This window comes from Paraburkholderia sp. GAS32, from assembly GCF_050434225.1.
GTDB lineage: Bacteria > Pseudomonadota > Gammaproteobacteria > Burkholderiales > Burkholderiaceae > Paraburkholderia > Paraburkholderia madseniana.
Genome location: NZ_JBNPVS010000032.1, coordinates 1 through 20,806, shown reverse-complemented (window position 1 = coordinate 20,806; position 20,806 = coordinate 1). Strand labels below are relative to the sequence as shown.

The 20,806-nt window shown below is 60.7% G+C and carries 19 protein-coding genes and 1 pseudogene; 7 read left to right on the top strand and 13 right to left on the bottom strand.

Annotated features, from left to right (window positions below):
* Window positions 1-4: 4 nt before the first annotated feature.
* From P3T25_RS31375 to P3T25_RS31340, 8 genes are all read right to left on the bottom strand, one after another.
* Window positions 5-1,063, bottom strand: coding sequence for an ABC transporter substrate-binding protein (locus P3T25_RS31375; RefSeq protein WP_429360789.1), 1,059 nt, complete (start codon window positions 1,061-1,063; stop codon window positions 5-7).
* 86 nt (window positions 1,064-1,149) lie between these two features.
* Window positions 1,150-2,346: an ABC transporter ATP-binding protein gene (locus tag P3T25_RS31370; protein ID WP_429360787.1), complete on the bottom strand. Its 1,197-nt coding sequence runs from the start codon at window positions 2,344-2,346 to the stop codon at window positions 1,150-1,152.
* Window positions 2,343-3,701, bottom strand: a complete 1,359-nt coding sequence (locus tag P3T25_RS31365; RefSeq protein ID WP_429360785.1) for an amidohydrolase family protein — start codon at window positions 3,699-3,701, stop codon at window positions 2,343-2,345. Before P3T25_RS31365 ends, P3T25_RS31370 begins: the two co-directional genes overlap by 4 nt.
* A 22-nt stretch (window positions 3,702-3,723) precedes the next feature.
* A complete protein-coding gene (locus P3T25_RS31360) occupies window positions 3,724-4,557 on the bottom strand; it encodes an amino acid ABC transporter ATP-binding protein (protein WP_429360783.1) in 834 nt (277 codons plus the stop codon).
* A gap of 22 nt (window positions 4,558-4,579) precedes the next feature.
* Window positions 4,580-5,227 (bottom strand): amino acid ABC transporter permease, encoded by a 648-nt coding sequence (locus P3T25_RS31355; RefSeq protein ID WP_154565351.1) that lies wholly within the window; start codon window positions 5,225-5,227, stop codon window positions 4,580-4,582.
* 13 nt (window positions 5,228-5,240) lie between these two features.
* Window positions 5,241-6,098: a transporter substrate-binding domain-containing protein gene (locus P3T25_RS31350; protein WP_429360781.1), complete on the bottom strand. Its 858-nt coding sequence runs from the start codon at window positions 6,096-6,098 to the stop codon at window positions 5,241-5,243.
* Window positions 6,099-6,207: 109 nt separating this feature from the next.
* Complete coding sequence (gene hydA, locus P3T25_RS31345) at window positions 6,208-7,698, bottom strand: dihydropyrimidinase (RefSeq protein ID WP_429360779.1); 1,491 nt, start codon at window positions 7,696-7,698, stop codon at window positions 6,208-6,210.
* Entirely contained in the window at window positions 7,695-8,423 is a 729-nt protein-coding gene (locus tag P3T25_RS31340; protein WP_429360777.1) for a maleate cis-trans isomerase family protein, read from the bottom strand. The genes hydA and P3T25_RS31340 overlap by 4 nt, the downstream gene beginning before the upstream one ends.
* 505 nt (window positions 8,424-8,928) lie before the next feature.
* Here P3T25_RS31340 and P3T25_RS31335 point away from each other — a divergent pair.
* On the top strand, window positions 8,929-9,624 hold the full coding sequence (locus tag P3T25_RS31335) for a GntR family transcriptional regulator (protein ID WP_171928560.1): 696 nt from the start codon (window positions 8,929-8,931) through the stop codon (window positions 9,622-9,624).
* 12 nt (window positions 9,625-9,636) lie between these two features.
* Here the strand turns inward: P3T25_RS31335 and P3T25_RS31330 are convergent, their stop codons facing one another.
* Window positions 9,637-9,852, bottom strand: coding sequence for an ankyrin repeat domain-containing protein (locus P3T25_RS31330; RefSeq protein WP_372342448.1), 216 nt, complete (start codon window positions 9,850-9,852; stop codon window positions 9,637-9,639).
* A gap of 553 nt (window positions 9,853-10,405) precedes the next feature.
* Entirely contained in the window at window positions 10,406-10,702 is a 297-nt protein-coding gene (locus P3T25_RS31325; protein WP_429360774.1) for a reverse transcriptase N-terminal domain-containing protein, read from the bottom strand.
* Window positions 10,703-11,182: 480 nt separating this feature from the next.
* Here P3T25_RS31325 and P3T25_RS31320 point away from each other — a divergent pair, with 480 nt between their 5' ends.
* A complete protein-coding gene (locus P3T25_RS31320) occupies window positions 11,183-11,332 on the top strand; it encodes a hypothetical protein (protein WP_171928561.1) in 150 nt (49 codons plus the stop codon).
* Window positions 11,333-11,427: 95 nt separating this feature from the next.
* On the opposite strand, the gene P3T25_RS31315 is transcribed toward P3T25_RS31320, so the two are convergent.
* Window positions 11,428-12,162 carry an IS6 family transposase gene (locus P3T25_RS31315; RefSeq protein WP_171928562.1) on the bottom strand — a complete coding sequence of 245 codons (735 nt, stop codon included), beginning with the start codon at window positions 12,160-12,162 and terminating at the stop codon, window positions 11,428-11,430.
* Window positions 12,163-12,282: 120 nt separating this feature from the next.
* Between P3T25_RS31315 and P3T25_RS31310 the strand changes: the two are divergent.
* Window positions 12,283-12,726 (top strand): annotated as a pseudogene (locus P3T25_RS31310) (IS6 family transposase); the annotation flags it as partial.
* Window positions 12,727-12,783: 57 nt separating this feature from the next.
* A complete protein-coding gene (locus tag P3T25_RS31305) occupies window positions 12,784-13,059 on the top strand; it encodes a hypothetical protein (RefSeq protein WP_171928564.1) in 276 nt (91 codons plus the stop codon).
* A 742-nt stretch (window positions 13,060-13,801) separates the two neighbouring features.
* On the opposite strand, the gene P3T25_RS31300 is transcribed toward P3T25_RS31305, so the two are convergent.
* Window positions 13,802-14,191 carry a hypothetical protein gene (locus tag P3T25_RS31300; protein ID WP_154565359.1) on the bottom strand — a complete coding sequence of 130 codons (390 nt, stop codon included), beginning with the start codon at window positions 14,189-14,191 and terminating at the stop codon, window positions 13,802-13,804.
* A 144-nt stretch (window positions 14,192-14,335) separates the two neighbouring features.
* Window positions 14,336-15,286 (bottom strand): LysR family transcriptional regulator, encoded by a 951-nt coding sequence (locus P3T25_RS31295; protein ID WP_266239201.1) that lies wholly within the window; start codon window positions 15,284-15,286, stop codon window positions 14,336-14,338.
* 298 nt (window positions 15,287-15,584) lie between these two features.
* On the opposite strand from P3T25_RS31295, the gene oxlT reads away from it, so the two are divergent.
* The 3 genes from oxlT to P3T25_RS31280 all read left to right on the top strand — a co-directional run bounded on the left by oxlT (window position 15,585) and on the right by P3T25_RS31280 (window position 19,860).
* Window positions 15,585-16,883, top strand: a complete 1,299-nt coding sequence (gene oxlT, locus P3T25_RS31290) for an oxalate/formate MFS antiporter (protein ID WP_429360771.1) — start codon at window positions 15,585-15,587, stop codon at window positions 16,881-16,883.
* Window positions 16,884-17,203: 320 nt separating this feature from the next.
* Complete coding sequence (locus tag P3T25_RS31285) at window positions 17,204-18,841, top strand: porin (RefSeq protein WP_429360769.1); 1,638 nt, start codon at window positions 17,204-17,206, stop codon at window positions 18,839-18,841.
* A gap of 299 nt (window positions 18,842-19,140) precedes the next feature.
* A complete protein-coding gene (locus P3T25_RS31280) occupies window positions 19,141-19,860 on the top strand; it encodes a GntR family transcriptional regulator (RefSeq protein WP_429360767.1) in 720 nt (239 codons plus the stop codon).
* Window positions 19,861-20,806 lie beyond the last annotated feature (946 nt).

Below are 20,806 nucleotides of genomic sequence, written 5' to 3'. Positions count from 1 at the left end.
TGCGTCAGACCTTGATCAGACGGTTGAAACGGTCGATATATTCAGCGCGGCGCGGATTGATGCGTGCCCAGTCGACCTGCACGAACGACGTCATGTCATTGGCGTTATGAGCGACAGCGGCGAGCGCTGCGCCGAACGGCACCTTCGTGTTGGTCGGCGCGACGTAGTAGGGCGCGCTCGTCATCTGCTGCTGCACTTCGACGCTCAACGCGGTATTGATATACGCTGCGGCGAGATTCGCCGCCTGGGTGTTCTTCACGATATTCATCGTGCTGCGCACCATGCCCCAGTTGCTTTCGGGGCGCGCGAGCGCCACCGGCACGCCCTTGGCCTTCAACGATTCCACGTTGTTGATGTAGTGGCAGGCAATATCCACCTGACCTTGCTGGAACAGCGTGCCGAGTGCGCCCGGATTGGCGGCAACCGCGCCGACGTTCGGCATCAGCCGCTTGATGTAATCGAACGCCGGGTCCATGTGATCTTCGTCGCCGCCCAGCATCTTGGCGAGCGCCACCATCCATACCGTGCCCAAGGTGGAGTCGAGACTCACGAGGCCGACGCGGCCCTTGAATTCCGGCTTGAGCAGATCATTCCAGGATTTCGGCGTGGTCTTCACGCGCTCCGTGTTGTACGCTATCCCATAGACCTGCGCGGACACATAGGCGCCCAGACCCTTCGGGTCGATGAAGTGCGCGGGCAGATTCGCCAGGTTCGGCACCCGGGCTGCCGGAATGGGTTCGAACACGCCTTGCGTGATGCCCTGCAGGTAGGGGCCCTCGTCCATCATGACCACGTCGAACGGCGGGTTATTGCGCGCGGCCACCAGCTTTGTCAGTGTGTCGACCGCTTGCGATGCGGTGAGCACGGCGCTCACGCCCGCAGCCTTGCGAAACGCGGGCAACAGGATCTTGCGTTGCGACTCTTCCCACGCACCGGGAAACGTGGTGGCGGCGAGGGATTCGGACGCAGCCATGGCAAGCGGGCTGCCGAGCGACAGGCCGACAGCCCCCGCTGCTCCCATCAGTTGCAGGAGCTTGCGACGTTGGTGATCGATCAGCGACATAGGACCTCTGGATGGATAGTTGAACAGGATGAACCGGCGATAACGAAGCGGGCGGCGCGTTAGACCAGGACGATTGTGACCATGCGCTAAACACCTGCGTTACTGGGTTGCGCCGCCTTGAACGTGCGCACTCGCGCACCCGACTTGAAATCGAGCGCAACGCGCAAGCCCGGGCGCAAGTCGGCACCCTCGGCGCGCGGCACGGAAATCTTCACGGTCTGTCCGGCATCGGTCTGCAGATCGACCACCAGCGTGGGACCGATCGGCATCGCCAGTTGCACTGTAGCCAGCAGCTGACGCGCGCTGGCGCCCGGTTGGGGCAACTGCCACGCCCATTGCTCGGGGCGAACCGCCAGCAGCGCCGCACCGGCATCGCGCCACGGGCCGGGCTGAGCGACGGCCAGCACGGCGCCATCGTCGAAGTTTGCCAGGCACTGGCTGCCGTGCACGCGCAAGGTGACCGGCAGCAGATTCGCCGTGCCGACGAAGCTGGCGACGAAGGGGGTTGCGGGCTGATCGTAGATCGCGACCGCCGAGTCGTATTGTTCGAGCCGCCCGCGATTGAGCACTGCGACCCGGTCGGCCATGCTCATCGCCTCTTCCTGATCGTGCGTCACCATCACGGTCGTGATATTCAACTCGCGCTGCAGACGGCGGATTTCGATCTGCATATCGAGCCGCAGGTTTTTGTCGAGCGCCGCAAAAGGCTCGTCCAGCAGCAGGATGCGCGGCTCGACGGCGAGCGTGCGGGCCAGTGCCACGCGTTGTTGCTGACCGCCCGACAACTCGCGCGGATAGCGCTTCGCGAATGCTTCCATGCGCACCATTTCGAGCATCTGCAGCGCCTTGTGAGCGGCATCACGACGCTCGACGCCGTTGGCTTCGAGACCGTAGGCGACGTTGGCGGCGACCGTCATGTGTGGAAACAGCGCGTAGTTCTGGAAGACGATGCCCACGCCGCGTTGGCGTGGCGCGAGGCCGTCCACGTGTTGTCCGCCAATATGCACTTCACCCTCGGACTGCACCTGCAAACCGGCGAGAATCCGCAACAGCGTGCTTTTGCCGCAGCCCGACGGACCGAGCAACGCAACCAGTTCGCCTGCGGCAATGTCGAGCGTGACGTCTTCGATAACCGGTACGGTGCCGAAACGATGCTGGATGCCGCGCATCTGCACGGCGGCACCGGTTTGCGAAGCACGCGCTTGCGTAGTTGAAGGGACGAAGGTCCCGGTGCCGGCTGAGTCGCGCCTCGACTGCGAATCGATACTGTGCGGGGTGCTCATGCGCTAGCCCTTTTCCATAGTTGCGTGGCGGCGTGCTTTCCAGCAGCGATGACCGCGTCGGCGTCGCAACGGGTGGGGGCGCCGCCGTCGACCACAATCTCCCCGTCCACGATGACCATCTCGACATCGCGCCCAAGTCCCGTGTGTACTAGCGTGCCCAACGGACTGGGGTGCGGAATCAGATGCGCGCGCTGGAAATCGAATATGGCGAGGTCGGCGAGCCAGCCTGTCTTGAGGCAGCCGAGTTCGTCGCCAAGCCCCATGGCGTGCGCGCCGTTGTGCGTCGCCATGGTGAGCGCATCGGCGGGTTGCCAGTCCGCAGCGACTTCGCCCAACTGGATGCGCGCGATGGCCAGCGCCCAGCGCATCACCTCGGTCATATCGGCGTGCATGTTGTCGGTGCCCAATGCAATGCGCGCGCCGGCGGTGCGCAGACGCGGCGTGGGCGCCATCGTGCCGCCCGTTGCGTTGCCCTTGGGGATGTGCGCCACCGTGATGCCGGCCCGTCCGACGCGTGCGATGTCGTCGTCGTCCAGATACAGGCAGTGCGCCGCCACGAGCCTTTCGTTGAGCAGTCCGACCTCGTCAAGCAACTGCGCGGGGCTTTTACCAGAACGCTGCTTCACTACACTAACTTCAGTACGGCTTTGCGCGAGATGAGTCGTCACGCCGAGGTCATGCGTACGTGCCGCCTCAACGATCAGACGCAGAAAGTCGTCGGAGCAGGTGTCGGGCGCATGAACGGCGAGTTGGACCCCAGTGCGCCCGTTGTGTTTGCGATGCCAGCGCCTGGCCAGCGCCAGTGCGTCGTTGAGCGTGCGCTCGCCGGTTGCGGCGTGGTATTCCCAGCGTCCGTCCGCGACGCCGGAGAAATCGACGTCGTGCAGGCGGCCGCATGAATACACCCGCAGGCCGAGGTCGGCCATGGCCTCCATGGTCAGATCGGCGTGGACGTAGCTGTCGTTGATCAGCGTCGAGCCGAACAGCATCGCTTCGAGCGCGCCGAGACGCGCCAGCGCGATAGCTTCGTCTGGGCGCACGTCATGGCCGTGGGGAATCCCTGGCGTGTAGGCGGGCGCGAAGCCCAGGTCTTCGGCGACGCCGCGCACCATCGTCAGAATGGCGTGGGTATGGACGTTCACGTAGCCGGGTACGATGACGCGTCCGGCAAGCCGGCGCGTGGACCGCGTGCGTGTCTGCACCGGCAGATCCTGGGCGCGGCCGACAAAGGTGAGACGGTTACCGCGTATGCCGATGGCAGCGTCGTGCAACAGCGGTTGAGCCGGGTCCATCGTCACGACGGTGGCGCCCAGTAGCAACAGGTCAAGGTCAAGCTCGATAGGTGGGGCAGTCATCAGCCAGGTGGTCCGGTTCAGTTCAGGTGTGCAGGTGCTGCAGGAAACGCCGCGTGCGCTCTTCGCGTGGACGGCCGAAGACGTCGCCGGGCGTGCCTTGTTCGACGATGGCGCCAGCGTCCATGAAGACCACCCGATGCGCGACGTTGCGCGCGAAGCTCATCTCGTGTGTCACGACCATCATCGTCATATGGGCCGCGGCGAGATCGCGCATCACGTCGAGCACTTCATTGACGAGTTCTGGGTCGAGCGCCGAAGTCGGCTCGTCGAACAGGATCATCTGCGGCTCCATCGCGAGTGCGCGGGCAATCGCCACGCGTTGCTGCTGGCCGCCCGAGAGTTGCGCGGGCCGCTTGTTGACGTGCTGCGCTAGGTGGACTTTTTCCAAGGCAACTTGTGCGCGAGCGCGGGCCGCGTCGCGCGAGAGTCCCAGCACGCGCTGCGGGCCGGCGGCAACGTTATCCAGTGCACTCAGATGCGCGAACAGGTTGAAGCGCTGAAACACAAAGCCGAAGCGGCTGCGTTGTCGCGCCAGTTCGGCTTCGGGCAGCGCGCGGCCTTGCTCCGACAACCCGATACGCTGGTTGCCAAGGCGGATCGTGCCGCCGTCCGGTCTCTCCAGGAAGTTGAGACACCGCAGGAGCGTGGTCTTGCCCGAACCCGACGGCCCGATCAGCACCACGGTCTCGCCGTGCCCAACCTCCAGCGAGACGGAGGGCAGGATGACCTTGTCGCCGAAGCGCTTGTGCAGCCCTTCTATGGACAGCAGCGTTGCAGCTCCGCCTTCATGCACGCGCGCGGCAGCGTCCATAGCGGACGCTGCGGGCAGGTCAGAGGCGGTAACGGTGGAAGACATGCTGGAACCCGAGCTCATGAAGTCAGTATTGCGGCAGTCGCCGCTCGAGGTAGCGCGACAGCCACGCCAGCGCCGAGATCAACGCGTAGTAGTAGAGGGCGATTAGCAGGAAAATCTCGAACGGCGAAAAATACGTTGCGATGATTTCCTGACCGGCGTGCGTGAGCTCATACACGGAGATCGCGGACAGCAGCGCTGAACCCTTGATTAGCGAGATCAGTTCGTTGGTGAGCGGCGGCAGGATGCGCCGCCACGCCTGCGGAAAGAGCACGTGCAGAACGATCTGGCCGTGACGCATGCCGATGGATTGCGCGGCTTCAGTCTGGCCGCGATCGACCGACTGCATGCTGGCGCGCACGATCTCGCAGATGAAGCCGCCCGCGTTCAGACTGAGCGCGATGACGCCGGCCCAGTACTCGTTGAAGTTGATGCCGATGACGGGCAGCGCAAAATAGACGAGAAAGATCTGCACGAGCAGCGGTGTGCCGCGCACGAAATCTACGTACGCCAGTACGGCGATGCGAACCGCCCTGAAGCGGCTGAGCGCACCGAAACCCAGCGCGAAGCCGAGCACGATACCAATCGCGATGGCCGCGAGGCAAACCTTCAGCGTGGCGAGCAGGCCGACCGCGAGGATCGGCAACGCCATGACGATAATGCTCCAGTCCATGGACGCCGCGCTCTCAGGACAGCACCGGAATTGCATCCGGCAAGTTCATGTCGAAACCAAACCACTTCTGCTGCAGCGAATGCAACGTGCCGTCTGTTCTGAACTTGCGCAGCTGCTGGTCAATAAAGCCGATCAGCGCGGTGTCATCCGTACGTGCTGCGATGCCCGCCCAGTTATCCGCGCCGATACCCTTGACGATAGCGTATTTGCCCGGCGCATTCTTCAGGACGAGCGAAAGCGTCGGCAATGTGTTGAGCACGCCGTCCACTTTGCCTTCTGCCAGCGCGATATAGGCGGCCGGATGGTCGTCGAAGGTTTTCACTTCCTTGAAACCCGCACCGCCCGCTGCTTTCAATTGTGCATCGAGCTTCGGTTCGAGTATCTGACCCGGCGAGCCGAGCTTGAGTCCGAGCACCTTGCCGTTCATGCCGTTGAGGCTGGTGACGCTCTTCAGATCCGCCGCGCGAATCAGCAGTGCCTGCGAGGCCTCGACGTACGGCACGGAGAAGTCCACGTGTTTTTCGCGCTCGACCGTGTAGCTCAGGCTGCTCATCACCAGATCGAACTTCTTCGTGTAGAGCGACGGAATCACGCCCGACCAGACCGTGTCGATGAACTGCGCCTTGACGCCGAGATTGCGGCAAAACGCGTTGGCGAGATCCACGTCGTAGCCGATCATCGCACCGCTCGCGTCGCGATACGTCAGCGGCGGATAGGTCGCTTCGCAGCCGATACGCAGCACCCCGGCCTTCTTGATGTCGTCAAGCGTGAGCCCGGCGGCCATCGCAAAGCGGGGCAGCCCAATCGACACGAGGGCTGCACCCGCGCCAACACGTTGGAGGAATTGGCGACGCGAAAATCGTTCGGACATCAGGCTCTCCAGAGAAAATCACAGTACGTACGTTATAAAGACAGCGTGTAAAGCGGCGCGGAAGGTGCCGAATGCACTGCACGTTCCGCGCGAGCCTGCAAAGCCATTCCTACTCGAGATAGACGGCGGGAAAGGCAAAGCGCGGTAGCACCCGGTGAGCGTCAATGCGTGGGTTCAACGGGCGATGCGGTTGCGCCAGTTGCGGGCGCAAGGCCGGCAGGAACTCGCCGCGGCCGCGCGTGCCGCTGGGCTGCACGCCGTCCCACACTACGTCGCCGCGCGACAGCGTCAGCGCTGGCCACGCTTTCATCTGCCAACCCTCGTACGGCGTGTAGTCGACGTTGTGGTGCAACGCATCGTTGGTGAGCGTGAAGGCACGATCTGTGTCCCAGATCACCAGATCGGCGTCGCCGCCGATTGCGATTGAACCCTTGCGCGGATAAAGACCGTAGAGCTTCGCGGCATTGGTTGCGGTCAGTGCGACGAAGGCGTGAATGTCGATGCGTCCGTTCATCACGCCTTCGGACATCAGCAAAGCCATGCGCGTCTCGAGACCCGGTATGCCGTTGGGCACCTGATCGAAGCGCGGGCTTTCGCCGGCCACCTGCTTGCCGTGCGGACCGTCGAAGCGGAACGGCGCATGGTCGGAGGAGAGCACCTGAAACGTACCGTTCACGAGTCCGTCCCAGACGGCCTGGCGATTGCCTTCGTCGCGCGGCGGCGGACTGCAGATACATTGATAACCGCGAGGGCCATCTTCGAGCATGTCTTCGGTCAGCAGCAGATAGTGCGGACATGTCTCTGCGTAGACGGCGAGGCCATGTCCTTGCGCCCAGCGAATCTGCTCGATCGCTTCGCGGCCGGAGACGTGCACGATCAGCACGGGCGTGTCGACCAGCTGCGCGAGACTGATGGCGCGATGCGTCGCTTCGCGCTCGACCAGCATCGGGCGGGACAGCGCATGCCCGATCGGCGCGGTGATGCCTTCCTCCAGCAGCGCTTCGGTGAGCCACGCAATGCAATCGGCGTTTTCGGCATGAATCATCACCATGGCGCCGTGGACGCGGGCCAGTGCGAGCAGTTCGATTATCTGACGGTCGTTCAGCTTGAGCGCGTCATACGTCATGTAGATCTTGAACGACGTATAACCTTCTTCGATCAGTTGCGGCAGCTCCTGGTCGAGCACATGCGGCGTGGGATCGGTGACGATCAGATGGAAGGCGTAGTCAATCACCGCGCGGGCGTCGGCGCGTCGGTGGTACGTATCGATCGCCGCACGCAGCGTTTTTCCCTTCTGCTGGCACGCAAACGGAATTACCGTGGTGGTGCCGCCGCAGGCAGCGGAAACCGTGCCGCTCAGGAAGTCGTCGGCCATCACGCTATCGTCGCCGGTGTCCTGATCCAGGTGGCAGTGGCTATCCACGCCCCCTGGAGTGACGAGGCGGCCGCCTGCATCGATCTCGCTGGCGCCCCGAGCCAGTCCGCTGCCCAGCGCGACGATGCGCCCGTCTCGTACGCCGATGTCGGCGGTGAAGCGGTCGGCCGCCGTGGCGATATCCGCGTCGCGGATCACGAGGTCGAAGGCCGCCGCGTCGCTCATGCGACCTCCCGGAACAGGCTGCCCCAGCCGGTGACGCGCGACGTATCGATGCCGCTCATCCGCAGCGCTTTCCAGACCACCGTCGAGATGGTGTCGTACACCGGAATGCCGAGTTCGGCTTCGAGCTCTTCAGCGAGCGGCGCGCCGCGCAAATTGGTGCAGAAAATCGTAATCGCATCGGGTTTGCTCTTTGCGACTTCACGCGCCATCTCACGCAACGTGTCCGCACTGACTTCCGAAAACGAAAAATTGTCCTGCTTGTTCAGATGACGTTCACCGACACATTCAAAGCCCGCGCTGCCATACGTAGAGGTGACCTTTGCCTGCACGTCGTCGCGATATGGCGTGACCAGACCGAAGCGACGCACGCCCGTCATGGCGAAAATCTCGTTGAGCGCGAGCACCGAGGTGCAGGCGGCAATACCGGTGCGTTCTGTGATGCTGTGGCACAGACGCTCGTCTGCCGCAAACCCGAGCCAGCCCGACGATGTCCCGTTCCAGCCGATCACGTCCAGCTTCGCGTCGGCGAGCAACCCTGCCGCGCCGAGAATTTCCTCGTCATCGAACTGGGCCAGCGCCTGTTCGGACAACGCGATCTCGGTCACCCGGAAGCGGCCGAAATGCGCGCTGACGTCGGGCAGGCCCGCGAGCATCGCCGAAGTCACCGGTTCGAGAACCGTGTTGGAAGACGGGGTTAACATGCCAATCAGAGTGCGTTGCGTCATGATTTCCATATCAAGGGTTGCTTCTGGCGTGCCGCGCCGGAAAAAGATGGTTGCTGGATGCTCATAATGCAAACTTTATGCCAACATAAATCATAGTATTTGTACGCAATATAAAAGAGATTGTATGCAATGATGGATGCGCGCTCGATAGTGGAAACGGCTGCTTCCTGAGCACCTTCTCTGGAACGAACGTCAATGGATCATGGCGAAAACTGCGACACGCACGCTTGCCTGAAGATGGTGCACGGGAGCACCAAAATCGAATCATTGGCACCAAATGAGGGTTGTTGCGCGGGCCAAAAGGCGCCTGCTAGAGAGGTCTGCAGGTTGTCAGGCTCGATAAGCGCCGATGAACGTTTGTATACAAAAAAATTCCAGTTTCCTCCTTTAGAGCGTGGTTTCGACGCGGGCACTCCATCGAATTTTTGTGTACAAAAACGCGCGTGATTGCTCTATCATCGATCCATTCCCAGTTGCGAGAAGCCCTTTGAGTCGAGCCTCCTCCATGCCTGCCAGTAAAGCTGCCGCGCCCAAGGCGCCGTTTACGAATGAGGAAATCTATGGCCGCATCCAGAAGGCGGTGCTTGAGCATCGCCTTGCACCCGGTACAAAATTGATTGAGGAGCGGCTCGCGGAGGTCTCGGGCGTGAGCCGGACCAAGATTCGCGAAGTGCTCAACAAGCTTGCCCACGAGGGGCTGGTCGAGCTGGTGCCGAATCGCGGGGCCTTTATCGCCAGCCCGAGCGTCCAGCAGGCGCGAGACGTATTTGTCACGCGGCGCATGATCGAGCCAGAAATGGCCAGGCTGTTGAGCCGCACCGCGACGTCGGCGCAAGTGCGTGCGTTACGCAAGCACGTGCGGCAGGAAAGCGACGCGCGTAAGCAGAATGACCGGCCCGCCATCATCCGGCTGTCAGGCGAGTTTCATGTGCTGATCGCGGAGATGATCGGCAACGAAATCCTCTTGCGGATGATGCGAGAACTCGCGCCGTTGACGTGCCTCGTCATCACGCTTTACGACAAGCCCAACGCCCCGGCGTGCCCGCATCACGAGCACAGTGATCTGATTGATGCAATCGAAGCGCATGACGAAGCAAAGGCTGCGGCGAGCATGCTGGAACACCTGCAGCATATCGAAGCAACACTGAACTTCGACGAGGTGAAAGACGCGTCGCCGGATATCGAAGCGATCTTTTCCTGAGCTAGCCCAGCTTCACTCCGTCGCACCCGCTTGGCGCAGTGCATCTGCCGCCGCCGTATTGCGCTGCGCGATAGCCATTTGCAGCGCGGTGCCGCCGCGCGCATCCACATGGTTCGCGTTTGCGCCGTGCGCCACCAGCACCGGGATCATATCGAGGCGGCGAAACAGCGGCGCAAACGAGAGCGCGGTTTCGCCTGCGTTGTTGGTCTGATAGACATTGCAGGGCATGCCCAACGGTTTTGTCGGGTAGCTGGGCGCGGTTACCCGCGTCCAGCCTGCTCAGAACCGTGCATGGGTCTTTCGATCCACACGGCTCAAGCCTCTGCAAAGGCATCTTTCGATACCCGCGTCCACAACTTACTTCCCGGCATATTGACTTCCATGGTAATCGGGATGGTGCAGTTGAATGTTGCTCGCCGCGCCTGATCCGCCTTCGGTTCTTTTCACAATGAACCGGGTCGCCCAAGGGCTGCCCGGTGCGATCGGTTCCTGACAGGTCGGACACAGGCCATCCTGCCGTAGCCAGACGCGGTAGAGTTTGACCCTGCCCCTTGGCGAGTTCATCGTCTTCTTGCCCCAGCGGGCTTCAAAGTACGGTTCAACCGCAGCATTCCAACACTCAACTGTGAGAGGTGCATTATGAGATCACCGTCGGTATCCCGAGCGGCCTCGTCTTGCCGTTTTTCTTCAGAATAAAAACCGCTCCGAAGCGGAAGGGACGAGTAACCCCGCCTCTTCAACGACGCAATCGCGTTGGCCTTTGCCGCCGGTGTTTTCCACGTTACCTTGTCCACACCGGGGTGTTGCTGCCTTTGTTTTCAGTCACCCGCTTCACGGCTAATGCACGGCCGCTGAACGAGTGGGTCAGCAGCCATTGCAGGGCTTTTACCCTGTTATAGCGGCCGGCCTGTGCGGCCTTCACCATACGTGTCTGCAGCCTTCTTACCTGGCGTTGAACATTGGCCCAATCGATGCCGTCCCACGTCACGCCGGAAGGCGCACGCGCCCGTATTGCTGCACTCGTTTGCTTTCCTTCCGTATAGATGGTTCTGCAAACTCTCTGGTGAGGAGAGGCCATGAGGAAGTCTGCCCGCTTTCGCGTCGGGTGATGTATTGCCGTCGGCCATCCCCGCTCGCTCGTCACACGCCCCCCGGATCGCTGCTGCAGGCTGTCCGTCGGCCCGCTGACCCTAAACGTTCCTTCGGCGGCATGCTCACATCGGGCGCGTGGGCCGATGCGCGTTTCCTGAAATGTCAAAAATGACATTTTCGCGCCATGCCTACATCAGACGCAGATATCGATAATGGGACTGGGAACGATCGAGGGCGATAAGTCCTCGCTCTTCGAAAGCGCTCCCTCAACTCGCCATTAGGATGAACACCGTGCTTAGGATTATTGCAATGCTTGGCATCGCAGCAAGTGTGAGTAGTTGCGCAGTCGCACCGGGTTATGGAGACGGTGGGTATGCCCAGCCATACGATTCTGCGTATGGATACCCGTCTGGACCCGTCTACGTCCCGGCGTATGGGACGATCAATATTTGGGGTGGACGGGGAGGTGACCACCATTGGCACGGTTACGAGCACTGGCATGGCGGTGGACGCGGCGGACATGGACGCGGCGGACACGGGGGTGGCGGACACGGGGGAGGTCACTAAAGGCAACGGTGACAAGCATCGCTTGTTCCTGTTTCCCGAGGCGACCTGAGCGGCTTGTCCGAGTTCGCTGTCCCGCCAATGCTTTTCAGGGCTCTGTCACGTTAAATTGCTTGCGACGCAAAAGCGGAGAATATGCACGCTTGCTCAGAAAACGGACGGAACTTGGGTGGCCTCAGTGAAACGATGCCAGGCGGCAAACCGTGCGGCGAGCTGTTTGCGATAGAGTGAGGCGCGTAGCAGATGTCGCTTGAGCGCGAAGTGCTGCCGGATAGGACCGAAGCTCGATAAGAAAGCCTGCGTGCGTTCAGGATCGCGGAAGCCACGCATGCGTCGCTCGCGTTCGCGCGTCGGCTGATGACTGTTTTCCGCCCAGTTGTTGACCCGCGCGCTGGCTTTGACGAAGACGTGCCTGACGTGAGCCAGTGCGGGAATCTCTGCTTTCGCCGCCGGATAGCTACGCAGCTGGTCGGTCACGATCTTGTGCGGTGCCTCAGTACACGAGGCAAGCACGCGCTTGAAAAACCGCTTCGCTGCTGCCTTGTCGCGGCGCTTCTGTAGCAGGATATCGAGTTCGGCACCGTGTTGATCGACGGCGCGCCACAACAGGTAAGGCTCGCCGCGCAACGTTACAAATACTTCGTCAAGGTGCCATGTGGTGCCGGGCCTGCGACGCGCCGCTTTCACACGGTGTGCGAAGCCCGCACCGAACTTATCGCACCAGCGTCTGACCGTTTCGTAGCTGACGATAACCCCGCGCTCGAACAGCAGTTCTTCGATATCACGCAGGCTGAGCTGAAACCTGAAATACCAGCGTACCGCGCAACTGATGACCGCCGCCGGAAAGCGATGACCGTGGTAAAGCGATTTAGCATTCTTCATCACCCGATCTTACTTGACCATCTCTGCAACGTGACAGTGCCCGGGAGCGGTGTAAATCGAGAGGTTTACGCACGGTTCTGCGAGAGACTCCGGGTGAAGTTCCTTGGGTCTACTCACCCCTATATCGAGGTTAGGGGCGAATGGAAGTACTTGTATCGGGCCGTCGATAAGGCCGGCGACACAGTTGACTCCCTGCTCCGCGCCAAGCGGGACAAGGGCGCGGCCCGGCGCTATTTCGAAAAGGCGATCGCTGGAAACGGCGTACCGGAAACGATGACGATCGACAAGAGCGGGGCAAATCTCGCGGGGCTAAATGCGATCAATGTTGATCGCGAAATACCGATCAGAATTCGACAATCGAAATATCTGAACAACGTTGTGGAGCAGGACCATCGAGCAATCAAACGCATCGTAAGACCGATGCCTGGATTCAAGAGCTTTCGTTGCGCCCGCATCATCTTAGGCGGTATCGAACTCATGCACATAATAGCGAAAGGGCAGATGAAGAGCGATGGTGGACGGCATCGTTCACCCGCCGAGCAGTTCTACGATCTTGCGACATAAGCATTCCTATTCTTTCCGCCCCGACTCTTCCTTATTTCCTTACTGCGACAGAACCTCATGAGCGCCCTGCGACCGGAGGCCGGCAATGTCTCGCACGCGAGCCTCGCGCTCGCCGTCACGGCGCACGAGGCAGCGGCAAGCGCCGCAAACGCCCTGTCCCATGCAGCCGACGTTCGCGGTCAATGCGTCGCTGCGCGCGGCCACCTCTATGATTTAAAGCGTCGGCTCTACCTCGACGGTGCGCCCGTCGATCGCAACGGTAATGGACGCGCACGCAGTCTGATCGCCAGCAGCTTGCAATTTAACGCCGCCAATGGCCGACGCCCTCACTGATGCGAAAAACCAGTTGTTCGCCGTCAGGAAGAATCTCCGAATTCGGACAAACTCCTGGACCTGCTGGCGGCAGGCTCAGCGCGGAACTCGCAATCTAGTGAACCGTTTGATGGTTCGGGAATGACAACCAGGCGCGGCACGGCAAGCCGAGGCATCCGCGCGAGCTGGCCGACCACGCGTGTTTGCGTCTCGTCAATCTTTCGATCACGCCGCATTGGGAGCTGGTCGACGGCAAGCAGGTCTGAACGCTCGACCCGACCGGCACAGTGGTCGGAGACAACCCGGAGGTCGTGCTGCACAGCGTGCTGAGTGCGCTCGGCATCGCGAGGTTGCCCTGCTATGCGGTCGTCGACGCGTTCCGCAAGGCCCGCTCGTGCATGTGCTGCCGCGCTGGCGGTCGCGTGAAATCGGGGTGTTCATGCTGATTCCGTCGCGCCGGTTTCTGGAGGTGAAAACGTGCGCGTGGCTTGAGCTACTGAAGGCCGATATATCAGTGGCGCTCGAGGGCGACGCCGGTTTTTTCAATCGCGGTGCGGGCGCAAAGAGGCTTTCGTTGGCGCAGGCGTCGTGATCCTTGCCGGCGACCTTGGCCGGGGCTGCAGGTCATTCCGCGGATAGCGTCTGCGCTATCTCGTCCCAAGCCGCCGGATGGTTGGCGAGCGCAGGCTCGAGAAGTTTCAGTGGCCGACTGCCGCTCCTACCGGACCGATTGCAGCCCGGCGAAGCGGGCTGCTTGCCGCTCTTAAACGCCCGCCAACGCCGGTAAATCAGAGTCGCACGACGAGCGCTCCCACTGTGACCCGGCACGCAACAGGTGCAACGCGTTGTTGACGCTCGCTGCGCTTTCCCTGCGCGTCGCCAAGCATACCGGATAGCGCGCGTTCTTTTTCTCGAGAATGGCCTGGCTCAGGAATTCCGCGCTGTACGCTTTGAGCAAATGCGCATGGTGGGCCTCTATGTACGCGGCGATGCGCTCCCGTTCGCCGTCGATGGTTGCGAGCGACGTGAGGGTGCGCTCGTCCCAGCGAAACCGCAGACCCAGTTCCGCGAAAGCGGTGTTGTATGCGCAAAGCTGCGCCTGCATGTCCTGGTCGCGCTCGGTTTCAGGTGCGCTAACGCGTGAGTGGCCCATGATCGTCTCCTTCGGGCGGATAGCTTGCTAGAAGCATAGGATCGGCTATAAATAAACAACAGTTAAAGTTGTTGTGAATAACCATAAATGTTTGCTTATGTTTTGAGTGAAGCCGACGCCGGCACGCTGCGCCCTGACTTTCGATTATCCCTTGGACTGACCGCGCAGCAGATCGGCGTCGACGTGAGTGATCTGCGCGATCTGCGTCGCGCCTTCGCCGATCAAGAATTCCTTGAACGCAAGCGCGACAGGGGGCAGGCGCTTGCTCTTTCGGTGCACCACGTACCAGTGGAGCATCACCGGAAAGCCTTGTACGTCCAGTACGGCGAGGTGACCGACCTGCAGTTCCAGGCCGATGGTATGCGCGGAGAGGAAGCTGATGCCCATGCCTGCAATCACCGCCTGTTTGATCGTTTCCGTGCTCCTGATCTCCATGGCGACATTGAGCCTGGTGACTCCTCCCGCAAACCCGTCTTCCATCGAATGCCACGTGTCCGAGCCTTTTTCGCGGACGATGAACGGCTCTTTTGCGATCGTCGACTGAGGGATGCGCTTCTTGCCCACAAGCGGGTGTAGGGGCGGCGCGACGATCACATAAGGATGAGGCGCAAACGGTTCGTTATGTGTATCGAGGTCCTGCGGCGGCCGCACCATGATTGCGAGATCGGTTAAGTTGTTCGCCAGTTGATGCAGCAGTTCCTCGCGATTGTGCACCGCCAGCTTGAGCTTGATGTCGTCATTGCGGCGCACGAATTCGCCCACCACTCGCGGGAAAAAATAGTCCCCCGCACTGATCACCGCAACGTTCAGTTGACCGCCCGCAATGCCCTGCAAGCGGGCCATCACTTCGTCCATTTCGCGGAACTGCTCGATGATCGAGCGCGCGTAAGTGAGCATTTCGGAACCCGCCGGCGTCAGATAAATTTTCCGGCCGAGCTGCCCGAACAGGGCCAGGCCGGCGTGCTCCTCAAGCTGTTTTACTTGGGTTGAGACGGCGGGCTGCGTCAGGTACAACTCGTCGGCCGCGCGCGAGAAGCTCAGGTGCCGGGCAACCGTTTCGAAGATCTTGAGTTGGCGCAGAGTAGCGTTTTTCATGGCTGAAGTTCGTTGAGGCATCGACGTATACAGGACGCCTAATGCAAACCATAAAATGTTTTAACTTTCACTGATGGCTGTTCTCGCGGAGCATGCTCCCAGACTCCGTGAAGACGCAACCACTTTTACCAGACCGTTTTGCGCACCCCCGCCGGTCTTTTGTTGTTGGTGCGATCTCCATCTGACCGACCATTAGCGTTTCATTGCCGACGCGCACGCAAGCGATGAGTGATTCGGTTACACGATTCAACGCAACGCGCCGCTCGAGCACGACGAATTCTACAAAGGAGATGGAGACATGGGATATTCCAACGTGGCCGAGCCGCGCAGCACGGCGCTACGGTATAACCGGTGGGTTCAACTGGCGGTCGGCATCGTCTGTATGGGACTGGTGGCGAACCTGCAGTATGCGTGGACCTTGTTCGTCGTGCCGATGGACGCGGCGCATCACTGGGGGCAGGCAGCGATTCAGACTGCGTTCACCATCTTCATCGTCACGGAAACCTGGCTTGTGCCAGTCGAAGGCTGGCTCGTCGACAAGTTCGGGCCGCGCCCGGTTGTGATCGCCGGTTCGCTGTGTGCCGCACTCGGCTGGATCATTGACGCACACGCAAGCAGTCTGGGGGCACTGTACGTCGCGGCGGTGATTGCGGGCATCGGTGCGGGTTGCGTCTACGGGACCTGTGTCGGGACGGCACTCAAGTGGTTCCCGGATAAACGGGGCCTGGCGGCGGGTCTGACCGCGGCCGGCTTCGGCGCTGGTGCGGCGATCACAGTGATCCCGATCGCCAACATGATCCAGCGTTCCGGCTACGAGCATACGTTCATGTTCTTCGGTATTTTCCAGGGCGTCTGCATTCTGCTTCTCGCAACCTTGCTGGTGCGTCCGAAGCCGCCGGCGAATGCGGTCGCGGCCAAGCGCGTCGTGGCCACCAAGGTCGACTACACGCCCAGCCAGATGATCCGCTCGCCGCTTTTCTGGGTGCTTTACCTGATGTTCGTGTTCGTCGCAGCCGGCGGCATTATCGCCACAGCACAGCTTGGGCCGATCGCGAAGGAATATGGCTTCGCGAAGCTGCCGGTCAGCCTTATGGGCATCACGCTGCCGCTTCTGACGATGACGCTGTCGATCGATAACCTGTGCAACGGCTTCACGCGTCCGCTGTGCGGCTTTCTTTCGGACAAGATCGGCCGCGAGAATACGATGTTCATGATCTTTCTCGGCGAAGGCATCGCGTTGCTCGGGCTGATGCAGTTCGGCCACAATCCGTACGCATTCATGTTCTTTGCCGCGGCCGTGTTCCTCTGCTGGGGCGAGATTTTCTCGATCTTCCCGGCGACCTGCGCGGACACGTTCGGCAGCAAATACGCGGCGGCCAATGCGGGCACGCTTTACACCGCAAAGGGTACCGCGTCGATGCTGGTGCCGATCGCCTCGGTGTTGTCGGCGCATGGCTCGTGGAACACGGTGTTCAACTGTGCGGCGGTCGTGTCGATTACAGCGGCGGTGTCCGCGAAATTCATCCTCGCGCCGATGAGACGGCGGTGGATCGACCGAACGGTCGAGGCCGGCGCGCTCGCAAAGGGATATCTCTGAGCACCCGATAGGGACATTGGCGCCCCGTGAATGCGTTAATGCGTCGTTTCGGGTCTTATCTCAACCACCTCGATGCATACCCCGGTAGTCTGGATTAATACAATAGCTATCACGGAAATATCCAACTGTCTTGGGCACTTGGGTCGCCTTGTCTTGCGTGACATAAGTGTTCTCATCGGATCGAAATAGCCGTTCGGGTCACGGAATTTATTTTTCTTGTTTTTTAGTGATACTAATTAATATAGGAGGAGATGATGGGAATAAGAAATCTGAAGCCGCGTCATGCGGCGGCTTCGCTATGCCTGTTTGCAGCTGGCAGCGTGACCTGTTCGGGAGGAGCATTCGCTCAGGCAATTGCGGCAGATGACGACAAACAACAGATCCAGTTGTTGAAACAACAAATGGAAGCGCTCAATAAGAAGCTCGATGCGCTTGTGGCAAAGCAAGCCCAAACAGCGAACAGTCAGCCAGCGGTCAGTCCCGCTGTCGCAAGCACAAACGCAGGTACAAGTTCAGGTACAAGCGCAAACACGGGTACAACCTCAGGCGCGCAAAAAACATCGGATGCCGACGCCTCAGGGTGGGGCGCCGGCATGCCGCCCAAGCTTAAGTCGTTGCTGGCCGCGCTGGGGGATATGGAGTTCTACGGCAATCTCGATCTTTCCGTGGACTATGCGACCAAGGGCCTCAAAGACTCGTATGTCACGCCGGGGGGGACTGTCGTCTCGCCTAGAGGGCATATGGGCTGGCAGCCCGACGTCTCATCCAATCTTTCCTATGTCGGCGTTCGCGGCAAGCGGCCATTCGGTTCCGACGCCAGCCTGGCCTTCGTCTATCAACTGGAAACCCAACTGGACATTTCGGCAACCTCAGGGTCTTCCAATTCGAACTCCGCTCAGGATTCGACCGTCAAGGGCGCCCTGACGTCGCGCAACAGCTTCATCGGCGTAGCATCGTCCACCTGGGGCGCGTTGAAGATCGGCAAGACCGATGCGCCCTACAAAACGTCGACCGCACGCATGAATCCGTTTTCCGGCATGCTCGGCGATTACTCCGTGATCATGGGTAACACGGGCGGCGACAATCGCGTCGAATTCGGTACGCGGCTGGACCATGCGATCTGGTATGAGTCGCCCAGTTTCCATGGCTGGTCTCTCAACGCACTGGTTTCGCCCGGGCAAAACCGCGGTTACGAAAATTCGGTGCAGGCTTCGGGTGAGTCGAGTTGCACGGGCGGCAATGTCCCTGGTAGTGGTGGAAATCCAATTGCGTGTAACGACGGCAGCTACGGGTCGGCCTACAGCGCGAACCTCGCCTATAGCAACGGCCCCCTGTACTTTACGACAGCGTATGAGATACACCTCGGCGTGAATCGCTCAAGCGATGTCACGAACACTCCTGCTGCACTGGCTTCGCCTGATGGGACGGACCCCAACGATATCGGCAACGAATGGGCATTCAAGGTCGGTGCGCAATATAAATTTCCCACTCTGACCACGGTGAGCGCAATTTATGAAGTGATGCGCAGACAGATTCCGGCCTACCTGCAAACACAGAACGAGCGCAGCCGTAATGGCTTCTGGCTCGCTCTGACGCAGGAAATCACTCCCAAGGACAGCGTGAGCGTCGGTTGGGCGCACGCCAATCGCACGCCGGGTGACCCGGGGCAACACAACACGGCTCCAGCTGACCCGAACGCTATTGGCATCCCGAATCCTTCCAACGGCGCCAATATGGTCACTGCGATGTACAAGCATGCGATCGACAAACATGCGACTGTGTATGCCGACTATGCCTTGGTCATCAATCAAGCGGCGGCGCACTATGCGCTGGGTGCAGGCGGGCGAAGCGTTACCGTTGATTGTCATGACGGCAGCTCGATCTCGCAGGGTGCGCCGTTTTGCTACGCGGGCGGCAGAGAAATGGGCTTCTCCGTCGGGCTGAATTACAAGTTCTGAGGGCGCTGGCAACCTGGCGGAGGGCAGGCATAAGTGGCCGGGGGCGTATCGAGGTACCCAGGATTCGGATTTCGTACGCCACCTTCCAGCGCACTTCGCTGACGATTACAAAAAGCGCCTTGAACTCTCCATATACGGAATATAATATTCCATATATCTAAGTTGCGGGCGGATGGCATATCAGGCCGCGGCAGCCACACGGGAGGGCAGCCGCGCCGGCCTGTCGGCAGAGGATTCGGGCGGCGGGCCCGGCAAGACCGTCACAATGGGTTATCCGAAACTGGGGGAGCAAATTATCAATGTCGGGTGATACGCAAACCGATGTCCGCCCAGCGCCTCTCACACTGGCGCTAGTACCGATCAATGCTTCGGCTTCGTTGCGCGATCAGGCGTACGCAAAGCTGAAGCAGGCCATCGCCGACGCCGACATCTATCATTCGCGCGAGGAAATCCGGATCGACGAAAAGGAACTGACTGAAGCGCTCGGCGTGAGCCGCACGCCAGTTCGCGAAGCCATGACGCTGCTCGAGCAGGAAGGTTTCCTGCGGACGGTGCCGCGGCGCGGAATCTATATCCAGCGCAAGACGAAGAAAGAAATCGTCGACATGATTTGCATGTGGGCGGCGCTCGAAAGCATGGCGGCCCGGCTTGCGACGCTGCGCGCGTCCGATGAGGACATCGCGGCGCTGAGGCATATGTTCGACAATTTTCGCGACACGACGCCGGCCGAGCACATCGAGGAGTATTCGGAAGCGAACATCGCGTTTCACCAGTCAATTGTCCAGCTGTCGCAATCGCAGATCCTCCTGGACACGATGAAGAACCTGTTCGTGCATGTGCGCGCGATCCGGAAGATGACGATCGCGCAGAGTGGCCGCGCGTCGCGCTCGATCGTCGATCACATGCGCATCATCGAAGCACTCGAGAAGCGCGACACCGAGCTGGTCGAGCGGCTCGTGCGCCAGCACTCGCTCGATCTCGCGGCGTTCGTCGAAGCCAACTGCGACTTCCTCGACTGACGACGTAAAGTCGTTTGGATACTGAGTCAAGAGGGCAACCGGAGCACGCCAACCCGAAGCACCGGAACGGAGCAGCGCTGAAACGCCCGACGCGTTGCAGCGCTGCTCTTTCTCGCCCTGCACCTTGTTCACACGCGCTTACCGAGCGCCCCTCATCGCACACGAACCATCGTGTCGCCCAACGCCGCCGGTGAACCGGCCACGTAAATACCCGCCGGTTTCATTGCGTCGATCTTTGCGGCCGCCGAGCCTGTGCGGCCGCGAGATGATCGCGCCCGCGTGGCTCGCGCGCGTGCATCTGCGCCGGGTTCGAGCGCCGACGCGCCTCTGGGTGTCTGGCAGCGCGTCATCTGAAATACGAAATATTACATTCCGCTGACCGCTCGATTGGCACACCCATCGATGCGGGCTCGTCAGCATTCGACGCTCGAAGGCCAATTTCGCCGTTGTCGAAGCTTTGTGCGTCGCAAATCAATTTCCGTGAGTCGCTCTTGAATTCGGGCGATTCAAGTCCATCGCAGCGCAGCAAAGGCATCACGACGTAAAAATACGGTTGAATAAATACTGTGTGTGGAATATTGTATATCACGACGCACGCAGCGACCCAAAGAGGAGAGACGTCATGCCAGAACCCGGGAACACCCCGCCGCAGAGCACCTCATCGACTGCAACGACGGCCGGGTCGAGGAAGGCTTGCACATCCTCCGCGTCCCCCACCTGCGGGTTGCCGCGCACGTCGCCGTAACGATGGCCCGCCGCGCACCGCAAGTTCAATAGAAGGCGAGACAGCGAGACATCTCAAAATGACAAACGACGCGAAAGCTACCGAAACGACCGACGGGTTTCATCTCGTCATCGACGCGCTGAAACTGAACGACATCCACACCATCTTTGGACTGGTCGGCATCCCGATCACCGACCTCGCGCGGCTCGCACAAGCGGAAGG